This is a genomic window from Methylobacterium sp. Leaf123 (genome assembly GCF_001423405.1).
GTDB lineage: Bacteria > Pseudomonadota > Alphaproteobacteria > Rhizobiales > Beijerinckiaceae > Methylobacterium.
Genome location: NZ_LMNS01000034.1, coordinates 174196 through 194414, shown reverse-complemented (window position 1 = coordinate 194414; position 20219 = coordinate 174196). Strand labels below are relative to the sequence as shown.

Annotated in this window: 24 protein-coding genes; 12 read left to right on the top strand and 12 right to left on the bottom strand. The window is 68.9% G+C overall.

What is annotated here, in order from left to right; all coding sequences use genetic code 11:
• Positions 1-16 precede the first annotated feature (16 nt).
• Positions 17-877 (bottom strand): phosphoribulokinase, encoded by an 861-nt coding sequence (locus ASF53_RS16825; protein WP_056200786.1) that lies wholly within the window; start codon positions 875-877, stop codon positions 17-19.
• Between the two features lie 29 nt (positions 878-906).
• The gene (locus tag ASF53_RS16820) at positions 907-1962 is read right to left on the bottom strand and encodes a class 1 fructose-bisphosphatase (protein ID WP_056200785.1); all 1056 of its coding nucleotides are present in this window, start codon (positions 1960-1962) and stop codon (positions 907-909) included.
• A gap of 206 nt (positions 1963-2168) precedes the next feature.
• On the opposite strand from ASF53_RS16820, the gene ASF53_RS16815 reads away from it, so the two are divergent.
• Together ASF53_RS16815 and ASF53_RS16810 are read left to right on the top strand one after the other, a co-directional pair.
• Positions 2169-3158 (top strand): LysR family transcriptional regulator, encoded by a 990-nt coding sequence (locus tag ASF53_RS16815; RefSeq protein ID WP_056200781.1) that lies wholly within the window; start codon positions 2169-2171, stop codon positions 3156-3158.
• Complete coding sequence (locus ASF53_RS16810) at positions 3155-4396, top strand: NAD(P)/FAD-dependent oxidoreductase (RefSeq protein ID WP_056200778.1); 1242 nt, start codon at positions 3155-3157, stop codon at positions 4394-4396. The genes ASF53_RS16815 and ASF53_RS16810 overlap by 4 nt, the downstream gene beginning before the upstream one ends.
• A 10-nt stretch (positions 4397-4406) precedes the next feature.
• Here the strand turns inward: ASF53_RS16810 and ASF53_RS16805 are convergent, their stop codons facing one another.
• Positions 4407-4685: a helix-turn-helix domain-containing protein gene (locus ASF53_RS16805; RefSeq protein ID WP_056200775.1), complete on the bottom strand. Its 279-nt coding sequence runs from the start codon at positions 4683-4685 to the stop codon at positions 4407-4409.
• A 451-nt stretch (positions 4686-5136) separates the two neighbouring features.
• Between ASF53_RS16805 and ASF53_RS16800 the strand changes: the two genes are divergently transcribed.
• The 6 genes from ASF53_RS16800 to ASF53_RS26150 all read left to right on the top strand — a co-directional run bounded on the left by ASF53_RS16800 (position 5137) and on the right by ASF53_RS26150 (position 8409).
• A complete protein-coding gene (locus ASF53_RS16800) occupies positions 5137-5640 on the top strand; it encodes an META domain-containing protein (RefSeq protein ID WP_056200770.1) in 504 nt (167 codons plus the stop codon).
• A 178-nt stretch (positions 5641-5818) separates the two neighbouring features.
• Positions 5819-5995 carry a hypothetical protein gene (locus ASF53_RS26340; RefSeq protein WP_200943256.1) on the top strand — a complete coding sequence of 59 codons (177 nt, stop codon included), beginning with the start codon at positions 5819-5821 and terminating at the stop codon, positions 5993-5995.
• Positions 5996-6350: 355 nt separating this feature from the next.
• On the top strand, positions 6351-7331 hold the full coding sequence (cysK, locus tag ASF53_RS16795; protein WP_056200767.1) for a cysteine synthase A: 981 nt from the start codon (positions 6351-6353) through the stop codon (positions 7329-7331).
• Positions 7332-7519: 188 nt separating this feature from the next.
• The gene (locus tag ASF53_RS16790; RefSeq protein ID WP_056200765.1) at positions 7520-7900 is read left to right on the top strand and encodes a hypothetical protein; all 381 of its coding nucleotides are present in this window, start codon (positions 7520-7522) and stop codon (positions 7898-7900) included.
• On the top strand, positions 7890-8204 hold the full coding sequence (locus ASF53_RS16785) for a hypothetical protein (protein ID WP_056200762.1): 315 nt from the start codon (positions 7890-7892) through the stop codon (positions 8202-8204). Before ASF53_RS16790 ends, ASF53_RS16785 begins: the two co-directional genes overlap by 11 nt.
• A 40-nt stretch (positions 8205-8244) precedes the next feature.
• Complete coding sequence (locus ASF53_RS26150; RefSeq protein WP_210168539.1) at positions 8245-8409, top strand: hypothetical protein; 165 nt, start codon at positions 8245-8247, stop codon at positions 8407-8409.
• A gap of 27 nt (positions 8410-8436) precedes the next feature.
• On the opposite strand, the gene hmpA is transcribed toward ASF53_RS26150, so the two are convergent.
• Positions 8437-9681: an NO-inducible flavohemoprotein gene (gene hmpA / locus ASF53_RS16780; protein ID WP_056200758.1), complete on the bottom strand. Its 1245-nt coding sequence runs from the start codon at positions 9679-9681 to the stop codon at positions 8437-8439.
• Between the two features lie 94 nt (positions 9682-9775).
• On the opposite strand from hmpA, the gene ASF53_RS16775 reads away from it, so the two are divergent.
• The gene (locus ASF53_RS16775) at positions 9776-10249 is read left to right on the top strand and encodes an Rrf2 family transcriptional regulator (RefSeq protein WP_056200756.1); all 474 of its coding nucleotides are present in this window, start codon (positions 9776-9778) and stop codon (positions 10247-10249) included.
• Between the two features lie 18 nt (positions 10250-10267).
• On the opposite strand, the gene ASF53_RS16770 is transcribed toward ASF53_RS16775, so the two are convergent.
• A complete protein-coding gene (locus ASF53_RS16770) occupies positions 10268-11641 on the bottom strand; it encodes a PleD family two-component system response regulator (RefSeq protein WP_056200754.1) in 1374 nt (457 codons plus the stop codon).
• 54 nt (positions 11642-11695) lie between these two features.
• On the bottom strand, positions 11696-12076 hold the full coding sequence (locus tag ASF53_RS16765; RefSeq protein WP_003599942.1) for a response regulator: 381 nt from the start codon (positions 12074-12076) through the stop codon (positions 11696-11698).
• A gap of 77 nt (positions 12077-12153) precedes the next feature.
• Here ASF53_RS16765 and ASF53_RS16760 point away from each other — a divergent pair, with 77 nt between their 5' ends.
• The gene (locus ASF53_RS16760) at positions 12154-12450 is read left to right on the top strand and encodes a DUF3572 domain-containing protein (protein ID WP_056200751.1); all 297 of its coding nucleotides are present in this window, start codon (positions 12154-12156) and stop codon (positions 12448-12450) included.
• A 10-nt stretch (positions 12451-12460) separates the two neighbouring features.
• On the opposite strand, the gene ruvA is transcribed toward ASF53_RS16760, so the two are convergent.
• Entirely contained in the window at positions 12461-13087 is a 627-nt protein-coding gene (gene ruvA, locus ASF53_RS16755; protein WP_056200748.1) for a Holliday junction branch migration protein RuvA, read from the bottom strand.
• An 86-nt stretch (positions 13088-13173) separates the two neighbouring features.
• Here ruvA and ASF53_RS16750 point away from each other — a divergent pair, with 86 nt between their 5' ends.
• Both ASF53_RS16750 and ruvC read left to right on the top strand, forming a co-directional pair.
• A complete protein-coding gene (locus ASF53_RS16750; RefSeq protein ID WP_056200743.1) occupies positions 13174-13803 on the top strand; it encodes a YceI family protein in 630 nt (209 codons plus the stop codon).
• An 89-nt stretch (positions 13804-13892) separates the two neighbouring features.
• Positions 13893-14462 carry a crossover junction endodeoxyribonuclease RuvC gene (gene ruvC / locus ASF53_RS16745; protein WP_056201036.1) on the top strand — a complete coding sequence of 190 codons (570 nt, stop codon included), beginning with the start codon at positions 13893-13895 and terminating at the stop codon, positions 14460-14462.
• Positions 14463-14628: 166 nt separating this feature from the next.
• On the opposite strand, the gene ASF53_RS16740 is transcribed toward ruvC, so the two are convergent.
• From ASF53_RS16740 to ubiG, 5 genes are all read right to left on the bottom strand, one after another.
• Complete coding sequence (locus ASF53_RS16740; RefSeq protein WP_056200739.1) at positions 14629-16281, bottom strand: methyl-accepting chemotaxis protein; 1653 nt, start codon at positions 16279-16281, stop codon at positions 14629-14631.
• A gap of 56 nt (positions 16282-16337) precedes the next feature.
• Positions 16338-17321 carry a cytochrome-c peroxidase gene (locus ASF53_RS16735; RefSeq protein ID WP_056201032.1) on the bottom strand — a complete coding sequence of 328 codons (984 nt, stop codon included), beginning with the start codon at positions 17319-17321 and terminating at the stop codon, positions 16338-16340.
• A gap of 319 nt (positions 17322-17640) precedes the next feature.
• On the bottom strand, positions 17641-18621 hold the full coding sequence (locus ASF53_RS16730; protein ID WP_056200735.1) for an NADPH:quinone oxidoreductase family protein: 981 nt from the start codon (positions 18619-18621) through the stop codon (positions 17641-17643).
• A gap of 136 nt (positions 18622-18757) precedes the next feature.
• Complete coding sequence (locus ASF53_RS16725) at positions 18758-19330, bottom strand: YbhB/YbcL family Raf kinase inhibitor-like protein (RefSeq protein ID WP_056200734.1); 573 nt, start codon at positions 19328-19330, stop codon at positions 18758-18760.
• Between the two features lie 94 nt (positions 19331-19424).
• On the bottom strand, positions 19425-20171 hold the full coding sequence (ubiG, locus tag ASF53_RS16720; protein ID WP_200943255.1) for a bifunctional 2-polyprenyl-6-hydroxyphenol methylase/3-demethylubiquinol 3-O-methyltransferase UbiG: 747 nt from the start codon (positions 20169-20171) through the stop codon (positions 19425-19427).
• Positions 20172-20219 lie beyond the last annotated feature (48 nt).

Here is a 20219-nt window from a genome sequence, read left to right as displayed (position 1 = left end):
GGGGGCCGGGCGAAGGTTACGCCAGCCGGCGCCGCCGCTCCACCAGTTGCATGATGATCGGCGTGAGGATGAGCTGCATCGCCAGATCGAGCTTGCCCCCGGGGATGACGATGGAGTTGGCCCGGCTCATGAAACTGTCGTGGATCATCGAGACGAGGTAGGAGAAGTCGATCCCTTTCGGGTCCTTGAAGCGGATGACCACCATCGATTCGTCGGCGGTCGGAATCCAGCGGGCGATGAAGGGGTTCGAGGTGTCCACCGTCGGCACCCGCTGGAAGTTGATGTCCGTCCACGAAAATTGCGGGCAGATGGTCTGCACGTAGTCCGGCATCCGGCGCAGGATCACGTCGGTGACGGCCTCGGTCGAGTAGCCCCGCGTCGAGCGGTCCCGGTGCAGCTTCTGAATCCATTCGAGATTGATCACCGGCACCACCCCGATCTTGAGGTCGGGATAGCGGGCGAGGTCGACGTTCTGATCGACCACGCAGCCGTGCAGGCCTTCGTAGAACAGCAGATCCGAGCCGGGCTGGAACGGCTCCCAGGGCGTGAAGGCGCCGATGGGCACGCCGTAGCGCGCGGCATCCGCGTCGTCGTGGGCGTAATGCCGGGTGCGGCCGGTGCCGGATTCGCTGTAGCTCCGGAACACCTCCTCCAGCTCGGGCAGGAGGTTGGCGCGGGGCGCGAAGTGGCTGAGCGTCGGCTCGCGCGCCATCATCGCCCGCATGGTGTCGCGGTCATGCGCGTGGAAGCCATCGCCCTCGATGTAGACGGCGCTGACATCCTCCCGGCGGAAGATCTGCTCGAAGGTGTTGCGGACGGAGGTGGTCCCGGCGCCCGAGGAGCCGGTGACCGAGATGATGGGATGACGCGCCGACATGGGCTTGCTGATGTGAGGGCGCTGACGCTCTAGCTACGCATCAGGCCGCGCTGGCCGAACAGGGGTGAGCGGCCGGCGCTGGGCTGGCGGCCGTCATAGTACTTGGCCACGCACTCGACCTCCTCGGTGGAACCGAACACCAGGGGCGAGCGCTCGTGGATCTTGGTGGCCACCCGCTCGAGAATGCGGGCCTGGCCGTCGGTGGCGGCGCCGCCCGCCTGCTCGATGAGGAAGGCGATGGGGGCGGTCTCGTAGAGCAGGCGCAGGCGCCCTTGCGCGTAGCCCTTCCGGTTGTCGCCCGGATACAGGAACACGCCGCCGCGGATCAGCACCCGCTGCGCGTCCGCCACCAGGGCGGCGGTCCAGCGCATGTTGAAGTCGCGGTCGCGCGGACCTTCCGAGCCGCGCAGGCAATCCTCGATGAAGGACTTCACCGGCCCGTCCCAGTGGCGGACGTTCGAGGCGTTGATCGCGTACTCGTTGGCGCTGGGGACGATCTTCATCGCATCGTGGGTGAGGCGGAAGACCTTGTCCGTCCGGTCGAGGGTGAAGATGCGGGTGCCGTTGCCGAGGGTGACCACGAAGGTCGTCGCCGGGCCGTAGACGACGAAGCCGGCGGCGGTCTGGGTCGTGCCGGACGTCAGGAACGAGGCATTGGGATCGTCGATCCCTTGGCCCTGCGTCACCGGGCGGATGCCGAAGATGGTGCCGACCACCATGCCGACGCCGATATTGGACGAGCCGTCGAGCGGGTCGATCGCGACGGCCAGCGGCGCGTCGGCCTTCAGCGTCACCACGTCCTCGGCTTCCTCGGAGGCGACCTGCGCCACGGGGGCCTCTTCGAGCGCCTGCATGAAGCGCTTGTGGGCGATCACGTCGAGCGCCTTCTGCACGTCGCCGTCGCTGTTGTGCTCGCCCTGGGCGGCGAGGTCGCCGGCCAGCGATCCGCGGCCCACGGTCTCGCTCACGTCGATCGCGGCGGCGGCCAGCGCCCGGATCGTGGCGGCGGTGTCGGCCAGCGAGGGATCCCGCGCGACTTCGGCGTCGAGATGATCGTCGAGGGATGACCCGTAGGGCTTCGTCATCGTTCTGAGGCTCGCTCCCGTCGAAGCCGCGCGTAACGTAAGGTCGTGCGTGGCGTTCTTGTCGGCCATGCGCGCGCGGAGGCGTGCAGGTCCATCTCGGCTTATGATACGCTGTGGCGAGGCGCCAGCGCCAGACGGCACAAGACGGCTGTCGAAAGATTTCTAAAAAAACTTGTGGTGCCCCGCAAAAAAACTAAAAACGGGGCATGCGCAATCTCTCGCTCAAGCAGCTTCAGGCAGTCGCAGCGGTCGCCCGGCTCGGCACCATGACGCGGGCCGCGCAGGAGCTCAACGTCACCTCCGCCGCGCTCTACGCCCGCATCCGACAGCTCGAGGAGGAGGCGGGCCTTCTCCTGTTCGACCGCACGCCCACCGGCCTCAAGCCGACCGATGCCGGCCGCGAAATGCTGTGGGCGATCAACAGCATCAACACCGTGCTGGAGACCTGCACCGACCGCCTGCGCACCCTCAAAGGGGGCGGCGGCGGCCGGGTCGGCCTCGGGGTCGTTTCCACGGCGAAGTATTTCGCGCCGCTCGTGATCGCCGGTTTCATGGAGAGCCACCCGAAGGTCGAGATCTCGCTCACCGTCGGCAACCGGCAGGACACGATCGAGGCTTTACGCAACTACGACATCGATTTCGCGATCATGGGGCGCCCGCCGCGGGATTTCGCCATCGAGGCAGAGACCTTCGGCCCCCATCCCCTGGTGCTGATCGCCGCCCCCAACCACCCGATGGCCGGGCGGCGCGGCCTCACGCGGGCGGATCTGGCCGAGGAATCCTTCCTCGTGCGCGAGGAAGGCTCGGGCACCCGCTCGGTGTTCGAGGAATTCATGAGCGGCGTGATGATCCGCCGGGCCAAGCTCGGGATCGATTCCGGCTCGAACGAGACGCTGAAACAGGCGGTGATGGCGGGTCTCGGCATCGCACTCTTGTCCGGCCACTCGGTGGCGGCGGAGGTGGCGAGCGGTCGCCTCGTCCTGCTCGACGTGGAGGGCCTGCCGATCCGGCGCGACTGGTACGTGGTGCGCCGCGCCGACAAGGTGCTCGGCCCCGCCTCCGATGCGTTCTGGGACTATCTCGCGCAGGAGGGACGCCGTTTCCTGCCGAGCATTCCCGGTGATTTCTTCCCGGAGGAGCCGGCCGTTGCGGCGTCGCTCAAGGCGGCTCGCAGCCCGGCCGAGGCGGGCGAGTGAGCGGGCCGATGGAGACGATCGTCATCGTCGGGGCGGGGCAGGCCGGGTTCCAGGCCGCCGCCTCGCTGCGGGAGGCGGGGTTTTCCGGGCGCCTGACCCTGGTCGGCGAGGAGGCCGCGCTTCCCTATCAGCGTCCGCCGTTGTCGAAGGCCTATCTCGCCGGCAAGACCGATGCCCGCGGCCTGCTCCTGCGGCAGGAGAGCTTCTTCGCCGAGCACCGCATCGCGCACCGGTCCGGGACGCGGGTGACGGCGATCGACCGCGCCGGGCGCAGCGTGCGGCTCTCGGACGGCGAGGATCTGTCTTACGACCACCTCATCCTGGCGACCGGCACCCGCAACCGGGCGCTGCCGGTGCCGGGGGCCGATCTCGCGGGTGTGCGCCAGCTCCGCTCCCTCGACGATGCCGATGCGCTTCGCGCGGCGATCGAGGGCATCGGCCGAATCGTCGTGGTGGGCGCGGGCTTCATCGGCCTCGAATTCGCGGCGGTCTGCGCCGCCCGCGGCCTCTCGGTCACGGTGATCGAGGCGTCCGAGCGCGTGATGGCGCGGGCAGTCTCGCCCGAGACCTCGGAAGCGTTCCGCGCCTTCCACGAGGAGGCCGGCGTCACGTTCCTGTTCGGGGCGGGTGTCACCGCGATCGAAGGGGAGGGGGGACGGGCCTCGGCGGTCCGCACCGCCGACGGGCAAAGCCTGCCCGCCGACCTCGTGCTCGTCGGCATCGGGGTGGTGCCGAATCAGGAACTCGCGGCGGAAGCCGGGCTCGCCGTGCGCGACGGGATCGAGATCGATGCCTTCCTGGCCACGAGCGATCCGGCGATCTCGGCCATCGGCGATTGCGTGCGCTTCCCGAGCCGGTTCGCGTCCGGAATGCCCGGCGGCGACCGGGTGCGGATCGAATCGGTGCAGAACGCGGTCGATCAGGGCCGCTGCCTCGCCGCGCGGCTCACCGGCCGGCCCTCCGCCTACGACGCGGTGCCGTGGTTCTGGAGTGACCAGGGGCCGCGCAAGCTCCAGATCGCCGGGCTCGCTGCGCCGGGTGATGCGAGCGTCCTGCGCCGCACCGGCGCCGGCTTCTCGGTGTTCCGCTTCCGCGATGACCGGCTCAGCGCCGTCGAATCGGTGGATCGCCCCTCCGACCACATGGCCGCCCGCCGCCTGCTGGCCGCGGGCAAGACGCTGACGCCGGAGCAGGCCGGCGATCCGGGCTTCGACCTCAAGGCCCTGGCCACGGGCTGAGGCTGACGCCTCAGCGATCGTTCTCGGTGGTGAGCTGATCGAGCCGCGTGCCCTCGTCGCCGCCCCGCTGCTGCTCGGACAGCCGCACGCCCGGCGTCGCACCGTTGGTAAAGAGGACGCCGCCCTGCATCAGGGCGCTGCGCAAAGCCTCGACCTGCCCGGAGGCGGGATCGCCCGTGCCGGCCTCGAACCCCTTGATGAAGCCTTCATCCAGCCCTGAGCGGCGGGCCAGTTCCGCTTCCGACCAGCCGAGCAGGCCGCGGGCACCCCGGCACTGGGCCGCATTCATCGTGTTGGGCGAGGCTCCGCTCGACGCACCTTCATCCGATCCCGTCAAACCGCTCTCCTCGATCCTTGGCAGACACCATCCCGCGCCACGGGGCACGCGATCGGTCAACGGTCCGACAGGCCGGTTCGTTTCGGCGAAGCTTGTGAGAAACGGCGTTTCGCCCGCTCCGAAGACTCGTCGGGCGCGGATTCCTGCCGCACAAGGTTCGCGGCGCACCGAAACGGGCGGGATCGCCGCCGAACCGGGTCTCGGGCCGGTCTTGACCATAATTGTGCTTGAATCTGTGCCGATGCCCCCTAGCGCCCAGGACCGGCTGCCAAGAGGGAGCGCGGCCCGAAGGATACGGAGCACGCGCCGGCTCGGCCCACCCATCGGGCAACGAGCCGAGAACCGGGCCATTGGCCGGGTGGGGCTCCGGGGTGAAGCAGTCGAGCAGACAGGGGGCTGAACGATGAACAGGATGCTGACCGCCACGCTGGCCTGCGCGGTTGCCGCGGCCGCACTCGCGGCCGTGCCGGCTGCGGCGCAAATGGGCATGGGCGGCAATTCGTCCGGTTTCGGTGCGGGCAAGCAGCCCGAGAAGAAGCCGCAATACGTCCCCGGCGCGAAGCCGACGGAGAAGATGTTTCCGCTCGGCTCGATGTGGACCGCCGTCAGCATGAACGGCAAGCCGTTCACCGGTGCCGACCGCCCGAGCTTCATCATCGACGCGCAGTACCGGGCGCGCGGCTATGGCGGCTGCAACACCTTCACCGCCACCGCCTTCCCCCTGCGTGAGCAGCATCTCGCCGTCGGTCCCTTGGCGCTCACCAAGAAGACCTGCGACAAGGCGCTGGCGGCCTCCGAGCAGGCCTTCCTCGTGGCCCTGCGCACGGCGGGCAAGTGGGACCTCGACGGTTCGCAACTCGTGATCCGCAGCCAGAACGGTGAGCTGCGTTTTGATCGGGCCCTGTAGGCGCCCCGATCTCGAACACCGCGCCGGTTCCTCGGACGAGCCGGCGCGCGATCGCTTTAAGTCCCCGTTGACGACGATTCGCGGACGGGCGTCCGGATTCATCCTCCGTCAGTCTCCCGGGCCGTTTCCTCGCGCCCCTCGGTCGCGCTCCGCGCGGCCGCTCAGGCGGAGAGACGGAATGCGGATCGGCCGGGTTCACCAGCGCGTCGTCCCGAAGGTGCGGCCGGCGGCCTCCCGCGCGGGGCGTTACGACTTCGTCCGCGCCCACCACGAGGGTGCCGCGACCCTGGCCGCCCTCGCCACCAGTTCGGGCATCGGCATCCTGATCCTCGCCACCCGCTTCCTCGTCGCCTGAGCCCGATCGCGGACCGTAACCGGCCCGACGATTCGGCGTGACGAGGATGACAATACTGTCGTCCGGCGGCGAAAAAGGAAAATAAAATTCTCCGCTAAAGCTCGGCCGTGCGCAGTCCGTGTAAAGACTGGTATCCGCCCGGCGGGAAGCTCGACGGAGCTTGCGAAATCGGCTACGCGTCGCCGCAGCGGCCCTCGCTCAAGCGGCGGCGCTAAGTTTCTGGTTTCGCATCGGCTTTGTCCCCCTGGCGGTCGTCTTCTCTCAGGCCGATGTGAAAGCCTTTCGTGTTGGCGCGCGCTCCTGCACCGGGCCGGTGGCCGTTGCGGCGCGGGAGCGCTCAGGGAGCGGACAGACGATGACAGACACCTCGACTCCAGACACCGTGCGCAAGCCCGGACACGGCCGCATCTACGGCTCGATCACCGAGACCATCGGCAACACCCCGCTCGTGCGCCTCAACCGGCTCACCAAGGAGCGCGGCGTCGATGCCGAGATCCTGCTCAAGCTCGAATTCTTCAACCCGATCTCGAGCGTGAAGGACCGCATCGGCGTCAACATGATCGACGCGCTCGAAGCCTCCGGCCGGCTCAAGCCGGGCGGCACGCTGGTCGAGCCGACCTCGGGCAATACCGGCATCGCGCTGGCCTTCGTCGCCGCCGCCCGCGGCTACCGCCTGATCCTCGTCATGCCGGAGACGATGTCGATCGAGCGGCGCAAGATGCTCGCCTTCCTCGGCGCCCAGCTCGAACTGACGCCGGGTGCGCAGGGCATGAAGGGCGCGATCGGTCGCGCCGAGGAACTCCTGCGTGAGATCGACGGCGCGGTGATGCCGCAGCAGTTTTCGAACCCGGCCAACCCGGAGATCCACCGCAAGACCACGGCGGAAGAGATCTGGAACGACACGCAGGGCCAGCTCGATGCCTTCGTGGCGGGCGTGGGCACCGGCGGCACCGTGACCGGCGTCGGCGAGGTGCTCAAGCCGCGTCTGCCCGGCCTCAAGGTGTTCGCGGTGGAGCCGGTGGACAGCCCCGTGATCTCCGGCGGCCAGCCCGGCCCGCACAAGATCCAGGGGATCGGCGCGGGCTTCATCCCCGACAACCTGCATACCGACATCCTCGACGGCGTGCTCAAGGTGTCGAACCAGCAGGCGATCGACACCGCCCGCGACCTCGCCAAGTTCGAGGGCATTCCCGGCGGTATCTCGACCGGCGGCAACGTCGCGGCGGCGCTGGAGCTGGCGGGCCGCCCCGAATTCCAGGGCAAGCGCATCGTCACGATCGCCTGCTCGTTCGCCGAGCGCTACATCTCCTCGGTGCTGTTCGAGGGCATCGGCTAACGCCGAGAGCATCGTCCCGAAAGGTGGTTGCCGGCTTTCGGAAAAAGAGGATGCAAAACAAGAGGCCAGAGCATCGTCCTGGATCCGATATCCAGGACGATGCTCGTGCGGTGTGGGTCTGCGACGGACCCGCACCGCAACTCCTCCGGTCCCGGATTGTTGTTCCGGTCAGATCAGGAGGATGAAGAATGACGGAAACTTCCCCCGACCGGCCGTCGCTGAAGGCGTTCGACGCCTATGCGGACCGCAATGGCCAGGATTTGGGCACCGATTCGCCCCTCGATAGGGGCGTGCCCTCACGGACCCAGGCGGACCTGAAGAGCAATCCCGACGGGACGGCCGAGACGGCGCGCATCGCCTCCGGCACCGAGCGACAGGGCCAGGACGCGGTGGACCAGACCGAGGCCGAGACGCCCGCAGAAAATCTGCGCCGGATCTCCGATCCGTCCTCCCGCTCCGAGCCCGACGCGACGGCCCAAGAAGCGATCGAGCGCGCCACCGCCGCCGTCGGCCAGGAAGAGCCGCCGCGTCACGGTGAGCGTGACGGGGGAGGCCGTGATGGGCAATGAGAACCGGCCCGACGAAGACCTGAGCAACACCGGCACCCGCAAGCCCGACGAGGCGGTCGGCTCACGCGGCCCCCATCCGGCGGGCGGCGGCCACCAGACCGCCGAGCAGGCAGCGATCACCGGGCAGGGGTCCGGCGGGCGCTCCGATGCCGAGCGGCGCGAGGGCCAGGACCGTGGCGCGGCCGGACGCACGCCGCCCGCAATCGGTGGTTCCTCCGGCGGCCATTCCGACCGCAAGGCATCGGCCGGTCCACGCGAGGGCGAGCCCGTCGCGGGGGAGCCCGAGCGGGCCAAGCATTCCTGAACCCCAACGACCTGGGGCCCACTTCTGAAGGAGCCCGATGATGGACAAGCAGAAAAGCGACGACCGCGACACGGATCGGGAGCGCCGGGACGGGCACAAGCCCGCCAACAGCGCCCCCGACGCGGTCAAGGATCCCAACGAGAAGACCGACGGCAAGCCCGGTGCGCCGGCACAAGGCGACGAGACCGATCCGGGAGCGGGTTGACCGCGCCCCCGGTACGGCCGTCCCGCCTCAGGCGGCCTGCCGGGGTGCCTCGTCCAACAATTCGTCGGCGGGGCCGAAGAACTCGAACCGGACCCGCTCCGCCGGGACACCGGCACGGGCCAGCCCGTTCGCCAAAGCCGCCAGGAAGGGCTTGGGCCCGCACAGATAGTAGGTCGCCTGCTCCGACGGGGTGTTCGCGACGAGCCAATCGGCCGTGATCAGCCCCTCGCTGTCGAAATCCTCGCCGGGCCGATCCTGCGGCTCCGGCTCCGCGTAGAACGTGTGGGCCGACAGGGCCGTCCGGTTCGCCACGAGGCCGCGCACATGCGCGCGCATGGCGTGAACCCGTCCGTTCAGGGCGCCGTGAACGAACCAGGCCGGGCGCTCCGACGCCTCGGCCGCGATGCTCTCCAGCATGCTGACCATCGGGGTCAGGCCGACGCCGCCGCTGACCAGAACCACCGGCTCCGCGCTCGCCCGGTCGAGGAAGAAGTCGCCCGCGGGTGCCGCGACCTTCAATACGGTTCCGGCCTGAGCCTCCGCGTGCAGCCAGTTCGAGACGAGGCCGGCCGGCTGCGCCGTCGCGGCCTCGCGCTTGACGGTGATGCGGTAGGCGCGATCGTTCGGCGCACAGGAAATCGAGTAGTTCCGCTTCAGCACGCCCCGACCCGGCAGGTCGACGAGGAAGCCGAGATACTGCCCCGGCTCGTGGCGCAGCACCGGGCCGCCATCGGCGGGAACCAGCACGAAGGAGCGGATCGTCTCGCTTTCCGGGGTCACGCTCTCGACCACGAAGTCGCGCCAGCCGTTCCATCCACCGGCCCTGGTCGCCTGATCCCGGTAGATCGTCGCCTCCCGGCCGATCAGCAGTTCCGCCAGGAACCAGTACGCCTCGCCCCAGGCGGTGAGGATCTCGGGGGTGGCCGCCTCGCCGAGCACATCGCGGATCGCCGCGAGCAGGGCGTCGGCGACGTGCGGATAATGCTCCGGCAGAATGTTGAGCGCGACATGCTTCTGGGCGATGCGCTCGACCGCGCTCGTCAACACGCCGAGGTTGTCGATGTTGCGGGCATAGGCCAGAACGGCGAGGGCGAGCGCCTTGGGCTGCGAGCCGGTTTCGCCGTGGTGCGACTGGTTGAAGAGGTCGCGGATTTCCGCGTTCTGGAACAGGCGCTCGTACATGCGCCGGGTGATGGCGAGCCCGTGCGTTTCGAGCGCCGGGACGGTGGCTTTGACGGTGGCGACGGTTTGGGGCGAGAGCGGTGCGGGCATTGTCGGATCCAAAGGTTCATTCGACATGAATCTTTTGTCGCAGCTCTCGAAAAGATGCAAGTGAAATGTACCTTATAGGCCGCTCGGACCCGCCATGCGCCTGACCCGCTACACCGACTACGCCCTGCGGACCCTGATCTATGTCGGCCTGCGTGAGCCGAAGCAGAGTTCGATCGCGGAGATCGCGCGCGCCTATGGGATCTCGGAGAGCCACCTCACCAAGGTGGTGCATCAGCTCGGCCGGCTCGGGTTGATCCAGACGATCCGGGGGCGGGGCGGTGGCTTGCGCCTCGCCAAGCCGCCGAGGGAAATCGTCGTCGGCGCCGTCGTCCGCGCGACGGAGGACGATCTCGCGTTGGTCGAGTGCTTTTCCGCAGGGTCTTGCGCCATCACCGCGCCCTGTCGCCTGCGGCGGGCACTCGGTGAGGCGCTGGCGGCCTTCCTGGCGGTTCTCGACCGCTACACCCTCGCCGACCTCCTGGGCGGCGCCGAGGGCGACGAGATCGCACGGCTGCTCGGCCTGTCCCCCCCCGCCGCCGTCCCGGTTGAGGCGCCGGCTCTCGAGTGAGGCTTTGCCCGAGGCGGCCTAAGCGGCTGCCGCCTCGACCCGGTTCCGGCCGAAGGACTTGGCGCGGTAGAGCGCGGTATCGGCGCGCTTGAGCAGGTCGGCCGGACCCGTATCGGTCGCGCGCCGCACGGAGACGCCGACCGAGACGGTCACGCCGATGTCGCGCGTCCCGCCCTCGATGGCGAAGGGGGTCGCCTCGATCCGGTGGCGGATGCGCTCGGCGATGGCGCGGGCATCGGGCAGTTCGGCGCCGGGCACCACCATCACGATCTCCTCGCCGCCGTAGCGGGCCAGGATATCCATCGGCCGCACATATTGGCGGATGCGCTCGGCGAAGGCGCGCAGCACCTCGTCGCCGGCCTCGTGGCCGTAGGTGTCGTTGATCAGCTTGAAGCGGTCGATGTCGAGGAGCAGGCAGGCGAGGCCCTTCTGGTGAAGGGCCGCATCGCCGAAGACCGGCCCGAGATGGCGGTCGAGGTAGCGCCGATTGTGCAGGCCGGTCAGGTCGTCGGTGATGGCGAGTTCCATCGAGGCCTGGAGGGCGCCGCGCAGGGTCTCGGAGAAGCGGCGCCGCCGCACCTGCGTGCGCACCCGCGCGATCAGCTCGTTGCGATCGACCGGGCGCAGCAGGTAGTCGTTGACGCCGAATTCGAGGCCGCGGGTGATTCGCGCCTTCTCATGCATCTCACCGAGCATGATCAGCGCCATGCTGCGGGTTCGCTCGAGCGAGCGGAGCTGGCTGCACAGGCGCAGCCCGTCGAAGCCTTCGAGATCGAGGCTCACCAGGGCAAGGTCGAAGTTTTCCTCGGGCGCCCGAACCAGGGCGCGGTGCGGGTCGCTCTCCACGGTGACGTGATGGTGCTGGGAGAGCGCGGTGCCGATGCGGTCGATGGCGCTCGCCCGGTCCTCGACGAGGAGGATGCGCGCCCCCTCGCCGGTATCGGCCGCGGCGAGAACCAGCGGGTCGGGGCCGCCGATCTCACGCGTCTCCAGGGCGCGCGAGCGCAGCTCGTCCGTCACGGCCTTCAGCCGCACGAGGCTGCGCACCCGCGTCATCAGCGCGGTGTCGTCGATGGGTTTGGTCAGAAAGTCGTCGGCGCCCGCATCCAGGCCCCGCAGCCGGTCGGCGGGCTGATCGAGGGCGGTGACGATCACCACCGGCAGGTGGGCGGTGGCCGGATTGGATTTGAGCCGGCGGCAGACCTCGAAGCCGTCCATGCCCGGCATCATCACGTCGAGGAGAACGACGTCGCATTCGCCCTTCTCGCAAATGGCCAGGGCGTCTGGCCCATTCATCGCCACGACCACGTCGAAATACTCGAGAGACAATTTTGTCTCGAGCAGCCGGACGTTGGGGTAGAGATCATCCACGATCAGGACGCGAGCGGACATCGTTCCTCCGAGGCGCGGCCTCACGACCGCGACGGCGTTCAGTCCGAAGAGGTCTCAGGGAGCGCCGTCATCGCCAATATACCGACGGACCGTTGCCAAAAACTTCGCAACCGAGATCGGTTTGGACAAATAAGCCTCGCATCCGCCTTCACGAATGCGTTCCTCGTCGCCCTTCATTGCAAAAGCGGTGATAGCGATCACGGGAATGTTACGAAGGTCGTCGTCGTCCTTGAGCCACTTTGTCACCTCCAGGCCCGAGACTTCGGGAAGCTGGATGTCCATGAGGATCAAGTCTGGGTGGTGGGCGCGCGCGAGTTCAATCGCCTCGATACCGTTGGCGGTCTTGAGGGTCGCGTAGCCATGCGCCTCCAGCAGATCGTTGAAGAGCTTCATGTTCAGCTCGTTGTCTTCAACGATAAGAACGGTTTTCTTCATGACCTGCTCCGGCGCGGTCGCGATGGCGTTCCAACCCGTGGCCCGGCCCTCTTACTCTCTTAAACTGCTACTCGTTGATGAAACGCAAACTTGATCATAGTGATGGCCCGAGCGAGCGTCTCGCGGTCGATGTGCTCGGATGGCTCGCCGCCGACGAGGACCGGTTGTTCCGGTTCATCGCCGCCAGCGGCCTGGAGCCCGGAACGCTGCGCGAGAGCCTGCACGATCCTGGCTTTCTCGGCGCCGTGCTCGACCATGTCATGAGCGACGAACCGTCGCTCCTCGCCTGCGCCCAGGCGCTGGAGGTGAAGCCGGAGCGGATCGCCTCCGCCTGGCAGCGCCTGCAGCCGCCGCCTTTCGACGAGGGCGGTTGAGGCGTCCCCCCTACCGGGCCAGCTCCCGCAGCCCGAGCCGGATCAGGGTCTTGGCCTCCACGGTCCCCGCCTCCTCGCCGAGGCCCTTCAGGGCGGCGGCGATGGCGGCTGAGGCCTGAATCTGGGCATAGCCGAGATTGACCAGGGCCGAGATCGCGTCCGCGACCGGCTGCGGCGCGGTTCGGTCCTCGACGGCGCCGGTCAGGGCGATGAGTGCCGGGTCGATGGGGGCGAAGGCGGGCGCCTTGTCCTTCAACTCGGCGACGAGGCGGGCGGCGAGGCGCGGGCCGACGCCGGGGGCGCGGGCGACGGCGCCCTTGTCGCCGGTGGCGATGGCAGTGGCGAGCTGGGCCGGCTCCAGCACCGAGAGCACGCCGAGCGCCACGCGGGTGCCGACCCCCTGCACCGTCTGGAGCAGGCGGAACCACTCCCGCTCGGCATCGACGCGGAAGCCGTAGAGGCGGATCATGTCCTCGCGCACATGCGTGTCGATGGCCAGATCCGTCGCCTCGCCGGGCTTCGGCAGGCGCTGGAGGGTGCGGGCGGAGCAGTGGACGACGTAGCCGACGCCGTTCACGTCGAGGATGACGAAATCCTCTCCGTAGGAATCGACGATTCCCTTGAGTTTGCCGATCATGTGAACCGTCGATCCTCGAAGGGTCCGTTGCCGCGCTTGGCCTAAGGCCATATCCGTCGTGGCGGCACAACCGACAAGGTGACCGCATGAAGCGCACGCTCGCCCTCGCCGCCCTCCTGCTGGCGGGTTTCGCATTCGCCGCGCCCGGCGGGTCCCACGCACAGGAGGCCGCTCCCGCTCTGACCAAGGATCCGGGGCAGGTGAAGGCCGGGCGCTACCGGCTCGATCCGGCGCACGGCAAGATCACGTGGTCGATCAGCCATCTCGGCTTCTCGACCTATTACGGCCAGTTTACGGATGTGTCGGGCGAACTCGCGCTCGACCCCGCGGCGCCGGCCAAGAGCAGCCTTTCCGTCAAGATCGGCACGGGCAGCGCCAACGGGCTCAACGACAAGCTCAACGCGCATCTCAAGCAGCCGGATTTCCTCGACGTCGAGAAGTTTCCCGAGGCGACCTTCGTCAGCACCTCGGTCGAGCCGACGAGCCCGACGACGGCGCGCGTCAACGGCACCCTGTCCCTGCGCGGCGTCTCGAAGCCGGTCTCGTTCGATGCCACCTTCAACCAAGCGGGCGTCAACCCGGTCGATAAGATCTACTCGGTCGGCTTCGACGGCTGGACGGTGATCAAGCGCTCGGATTTCGGCGTGAACGCTTTCCTGCCGCTGCTCGGCGACGAGGTGTCCCTCCGGTTGGAGGGCGAATTCAAGCTCCAGTAAGCCGGGGCGAAGCGGGCCGCCGGTTTGCGGCAACGCTTCGTTCACGATATGTGCCGTACCGGATCGATGCTCTGAAGGAGGCCGAGGCCATGACCACGGACGTCCGCATCCTCGGCATCGATCCCGGCCTGCGCCGCACCGGCTGGGGCCTGATCACGGCGCGCGGCAGCAAGCTGTCCTACCTCGCTTGCGGCGTCGTCACCTCCGACGGTGACCTGCCGCTGGCCTTGCGCCTGCGCGAGCTACACGAGGGCCTGACGCGCGTCGTCACGACCTACACGCCCGACGAGGTCTCGGTGGAGGAGACCTTCGTCAACAAGGACGCGCAGGCCACGCTCAAGCTCGGCCATGCCCGCGCCGTGGCTTTGCTGGTGCCGGCGCTCGCCGGCCTGCCGGTGGCGGAATATGCCGCCAACCTCGTGAAGAAGACCGTGGCCGGGAACGGCCATGCGGAGAAGGTTCAGATCCAGGCGATGGTGAAGTTCCTGCTGCCGAAGGCCGAGTTCAAGGTCGCCGACGCAGCCGACGCCCTCGCCATCGCCATCACCCATGCCAGCCACCGCGGCGCCATCGCCCTCGACCGCCGCCACGCCGTGGCCGCGGGCGGAGGACCAGGCGCGGCCCGGATCGCTGCGGCCCTGGCGCGGCTCGACCGCTAGAGCGCATTCCGACGAAGTGGTCCCCGGTTCGTTGGAAGAATGTGCGTTCAAACAAAAACCTAGAGGTGCCGGCCTAATGCGATCAGGTCGGATACGGCTCTAGAGCGCGAAAAAGCCGGCCATCGGCCGGCTTCCGTGACGCTTCGGCCTTGAGCCGCCGGACCGCCTATGCGGCCCGGACGTTGACGAGGAAGCGGGCGACCTCCTGGCGTAGTTGTTCGGCTTGGTCCGACATGTCGGAGGCGGCCTGTAGGACGTGGTCGGCGGCAAAGCCCGTCTGCTCCGCGGCCTCGGCGACCTCCGCGACATGGCCGGTCACGGCGCGGGCGCCCTGCGCGGTCCGGCCGACCCGATGCACGATCTCGCTCGTGGCCGCGCCCTGCTCGCCGACGGCGCTGGTGATCGAGGCGGCGACCGTGTCGATCTCGCCGATCCGCGCGGTGATGCCGCCGATCGCCGTCACCGCCTGACCGGTCACCCCCTGGATGCGCGCGATCTGCCCGGTGATCTCCTCGGTCACCCGTGTCGTCTGCGTCGCCAGTGCCTTCACCTCGGAGGCCACCACCGCGAAACCCCGACCGGCCGAACCGGCACGGGCCGCCTCGATGGTCGCGTTCAGCGCGAGCAGGTTGGTCTGGCTGGCGATGTTCGAGATCAGCGCGACCATCTCGCCGATCTGCCCGGCGGCGGCGCTGAGTTCGCGCACCACGCCGGCCGTCCGGTCGGCATCCGTCACCGCCCCACGGGCGAGGTTGGCCGATTCCCGCATTTGGCGGCCGATCTCGGCGACCGAGGCGCCGAGTTGCTCGGTCGCCGTCGCCACGGCATCGACATTGGTCGCGGCCTCGCCCGCGGCGGCACCCATCCGGGCGGACCGCTCGGCGGTCTGCCCCGCGGTGACGCTCATCGTCCGGGCGGTCTCCCGAAGATCGGCGGCGGAGGTGCCGACCGTGCCGACGATGCGGCCGACGGACGCCTCGAAGCCGTCGGCGAGGCTGCGCACCATCGCCCGGCGCTCGGCGGCGGCGCCGGCCTGGGCCGTCTCGGCCTCGAGGGCGCGGCTGCGGATGAGGTTGTCCTTGAACACCTGTACAGCGGCGATCATCGCGCCGATCTCGTCCCGGCGGTCGGTGGCCGGCAGGGCGACGTCGAGGTCGCCGCCCGCGAGCCGGGTCGTGTCGCGGGCCAGCCCGACCAAGGGCTTCGAAAGGGTGCCCGAGAGCCAGAAGGCCACGCCCGCACCGGCTGCGACGGTCGAGGCGGAGAGGCCGAGCATCAGCCAGATCTTCCACGCCATCGCCGCACCCGTGGCGCCGATCTGCGCCTGCGCCTCCTGGCCGGCCAGGGCTACGGCCTCGTCGAGGTCGCGGCCGATCGCGGCGCTGTGGCGCGCCATCACCGTCAGGGTCGGAATCTCGCGCGCCTTGCGCAGCCCCAGCAGGATCTCCGCATCCGCGCGCCATTGCCGGGCCTCGGCCTCGGCGGTGTCGGACAGGGCGAGCATCCGCTCCGAGAGTGCCGAACCCTTCAGGCGGCCGAGGCCGGCATCAAGCCCGTCGGCATTCGCGGTGAACTCGCCGCCGATCCGGGTGACGTCGAGGAGGTCGGTCATGGCGGTGACGCGCGCCACCAGGGCTTCGGCCCGGCGGAAACGGTCGCGGGCGGTGCGGCTGGCCTCGCTCGCCTCGACTGCGCGCCCGGCGAGATCCGAGAGTTGCCCGAAGGCGGACAGGCCGGTGAGGCCCGTCATCGCGGACAGGAGCCCGCCGAGCAGCATGAAGCCGAGGAGCGGCAACAGGATCTTATGGCGAATCGACATTGCGGATTCGTCTCGTCGTTCTTCGGAATGGGGCGTGTGGGCGCGGCGCAGGCCGATCAGTTCGGCAGGTTCGGCAAAGCCGTCTCGGTCTGGTCCGCCGTGAGCGAGCGCAGGAAGGCGATCAGGTCCGTGCGCTCGCCGTCGTTGAGGTCGATCGGCTTCATCAGCGGCGACCGCGAGGGACGCGGCAGGCCGCCGTTCTCGTAGTGCGCGATGATCGCTTCGAGATCCGCGAACTGACCCGCATGCCCGAACGGCGCCCGGTAGCTCAGGTTGCGCAGGCCCGGCGTCTTGAAGGCGTGCTTCGCGTAGCGGTCGTCGGGATCGAAAGCGGCGCGGCCGATATCCTTGGTGTCGATTCCGAGATCGTGGAACTTGTTGTCGGTGAAGTTCCAGCCGGTATGGCAGCCGGCGCAGGCGGCCTTGCCGTTGAACAAGGCGAAGCCGCGCTTGGCCTCGCCCGACATCGCCGCCTCGTCGCCGTCGATCCAGCGGTCGAACGGCGCCCAGCCGGAGACGACGGTCCGCTCATAGGTGGCGATCGACGTCAGGATCGTGTCCTGCGTCACGCCCTTGCCGGGAAACAGCGTGTCGAACGACGCCTTGTATTCGGGGATGCGCTTGAGGCGGGCGATGATCTCCGGAAACTTGCCGTCCATCTCGGCATCGGCGGTGATCGGGCCCATCGCCTGGGTTTCGAGGTTGGGCGCGCGCCCGTCCCAGAACAAGGTCGGGATCCAGGCAGCGTTGAGCACCGAGGGCGCCTTGCGGGCGAGCGGCTTGTTGGTGGCGCCGATCGCGCCGGGGACCGGCACCTCGAAGCCGAATGACGGGTTGTGGCAACTCGCGCAGCTCAGGTTCTGCTTGCCGCTGAGGCGGGGATCGAAGAACAACATCTTGCCCATCGTCGCCAGTTGCGGCGAGTAGGGCGCCTCCTCGGGGAAGGGGATGTGCGTCGGGCGTTTGTAGGCGGCCTTGAGGGCATCGAGACTTTGGGCCTCGGCCATGGTGGAAGTCAGACAACCGACGACGAGCTGCATCGCAACGATGAAGCTGGACTTCCAACGCATGAGAATGACCTGAAAAAAGCCGGCCGTGCCGCTTGGCCGAGCTATCAATTACAAGTGTTAAAAATCTTGCACTTGTTCATGCGTCGAAATTTTTGTGTTGAGTGCGGATTATGGAAAGCCCCCCGAACGGCGGGCGGCCGATACCCCGATTTCGGAACTCTCTAGCCATCCGCTTCGAATTCGCCGGGGCGAGACCTCCGAGTGCACTTCTTGGATGCAAGGCGGCGTTTTACTGCCGCTGCGCGGGAACTTGGCGGTCTGCCGCGATCCCCTTCGGCCGGGCTTGTCTCTAGCCTTTGAGATCGAGCAACACCTTGCCGACCGCCTCCCGGCGGACGAGCACGCCGAGCGCCTCCGCGTAGGCGTCGAGCGGATAGGTGCCGTGCACCTTCACGGTGAGTTTGCCCTCGGCCGCCCAGGCGAGCAGTTGGGCTTGGTTCGCGGCATGCGCCTCCGGCTCGCGCTCGACGAAGGCGCCCCAATGGACGCCTTGCACGTCGATGCCCTTGAGCATGATGACGTTGAGGGGGAATTTCGGGATCTCGCCGGCGGCAAAGCCGATCACGAGGAAGCGGCCTTTCCAGCCGAGCGCGCGCATGGCCGGCTCGGCCAGATCGCCGCCGACCGCGTCGTAGACCACGTCGACGCCGCGCTCGCCCGTGAGGCGCCGCAAGGCTTCGCGCAGGTTGTCGGCCCGATAGTCGACGAGGTCGTCGGCGCCGTGGGCGCGGGCAGTCTCGAGCTTTTCGGGCGATGAGGCGCAGGCGATGACACGGGCGCCGAGCAGCTTGCCGAGTTCGACCGCGGCGAGCCCGACGCCCCCCGAGGCGCCGAGCACGACCAGGGTTTCGCCCGGCCGGATGCCGGCGCGGTCCCGGAGCGCGTGGAGCGTGGTGCCGTAGGTGATCGAGAGCCCGGCGGCGATCTCGTCGGAGACGGCGTCCGGCACCCGTGCGAGACGCTTGAGCGGAACCGCGATCCGCTCGCGGGCGGTGCCGTGGCTGAGATGGACCATCACCCGGTCGCCGACGGAGAAACCCTTCACGTCGGGGCCCAGAGCCTCGATCACGCCGCAGGCCTCGCCGCCGGGGGAGAACGGCAGGTCGGGCTTCACCTGATAGCGCCCGGCGATGATGAGCGTGTCGAAGAAGTTCAGCGCCGCGACCCGCACCCGCACCAGCGCCTCGCCGGGGCCCGCCACCGGATCGGGCAGATTCTCGATGCCGAGATCCTCCGGCCCGCCGAGCCGGCTGCACACCAGGGCCTTCATGTCAGCGCCGTCTCCCTCACATCGCCGGTCGTGCCGAATCCCCGCGCCCGGCAGGCGGGAGCGGGATCGGTGCCGCGTTCAGCCACGGTCATGCCCGCTCGCACGGCGCGAGCGCAAGATATCGAGCGCAAGACGTTCAGGCCCGCTCGTAGGTCCCCGTCAGCAGGCCCTTGGCGATCACGTTGCCCCGGAGCGCGTCGAGCAGGGCGCTGCGGCCCGGCGAAGCGGGCAGGTCGGCGGGACGGGCCAGCGCGAAGACCTGGAACAGGTAATGGTGCGGGCCGTGGCCGGTCGGCGGGTCCGGCGGCAGCCAGCCGTCCTTCTGGAACGAGTTGCGGCCAAGATCGTGCGGGGCACCTTCGCCCGCTGGGCTCGCGAACGCCCCCTCGGGGACGGTTTGGGCCTCCGGGCGCAGGTTCCAGGCGATGAGGTGGACGAAGGGGTGCGAGGAGGGCGCGTCCGGGTCTTCCACGAACAGGACGAGCGCGGCCGCCCCCTCCGGCACGTCGGCGATGGCCAGCGGCGGCGAGAGCCCCTCGCCGTCGGCGGTGTAGCGGGCGGGGATCGGCGCGGTGTCGGTGAAAGCCGCGCTCGTCACGCGGAGCGTCGCGGGGGCCTCCGCCGCGACCGTGTGGAAGGCGGCTTTCTCGGCCCCGGCCCTCAAGCCGGAGAGCGCCTGACCGACGGCGTGCGGCAGCTTTTCGAGCATGGTGTGCGAGGTTCTCCGTTCTGCTTCGGAGATCCCTCAACGAATACCGGTTCGCTTCGTTCAGGCGGGCGCTTCGTTCAGGTGGGCGATTCGTTCAGGCGGGACGGTGCGCGGCCACCATGTAGTTCACCCCCGTGTCGCGGCTGGCGCGCCAGGAATCATTGAGCGGGTTGTAGACCACGCCGGTCGTGTCGGTGACGGTGAGGCCGCCCGCCGTGATGTCGGCGGCAAGCTCCCGCGGCGTCACGAACTTCTCCCAATCGTGGGTGCCCCGCGGCAGCCAGCGCAGCACGTATTCGGCGCCGACGATGGCCAGCGCGAAGGAGCGCATCGTCCGGTTGAGGGTGGCGGCAAACAGCAGGCCGCCGGGCTTCACGGTCGTGCAGCAGGCCCGCAGAAAGCCCGCGCGGTCGGAGACATGCTCGACCACCTCCATGGCGAGCACGATGTCGAAGCGTTCGCCGCGGGCGGCCACCGCCTCGATGGTCTCGTCGCGGTAATCGATGGTGAGGCCTTCCGCTTCCGCATGGGCGCGGGCAGCCGCGATGTTGCCGGTCGCCGGGTCGAGGCCCGTCACCGTCGCGCCGAGCCGGGCGAGCGGCTCGGACAGGACGCCGCCGCCGCAGCCGATATCGATCACGCTGAGCCCTTCGAGCGGCAAGGGCGCGGCCGGGTCGCGGTCGAAGATCCGGCACGCCTCGTCGCGGATGTAACCGACCCGAACGGGATTGAACTTGTGCAGAACCGCCATCGGCCCGCGCTCGTCCCACCAGCGCGCCGCTAGGGCGTCGAAGCGCGCCACTTCGTCCCGGTCGATCGAGGCACCCGTCATCCGGCTCACTTTCGCATCGTTTGAACCTACGGTCCGTCCGATTGACACGGCCGGGGG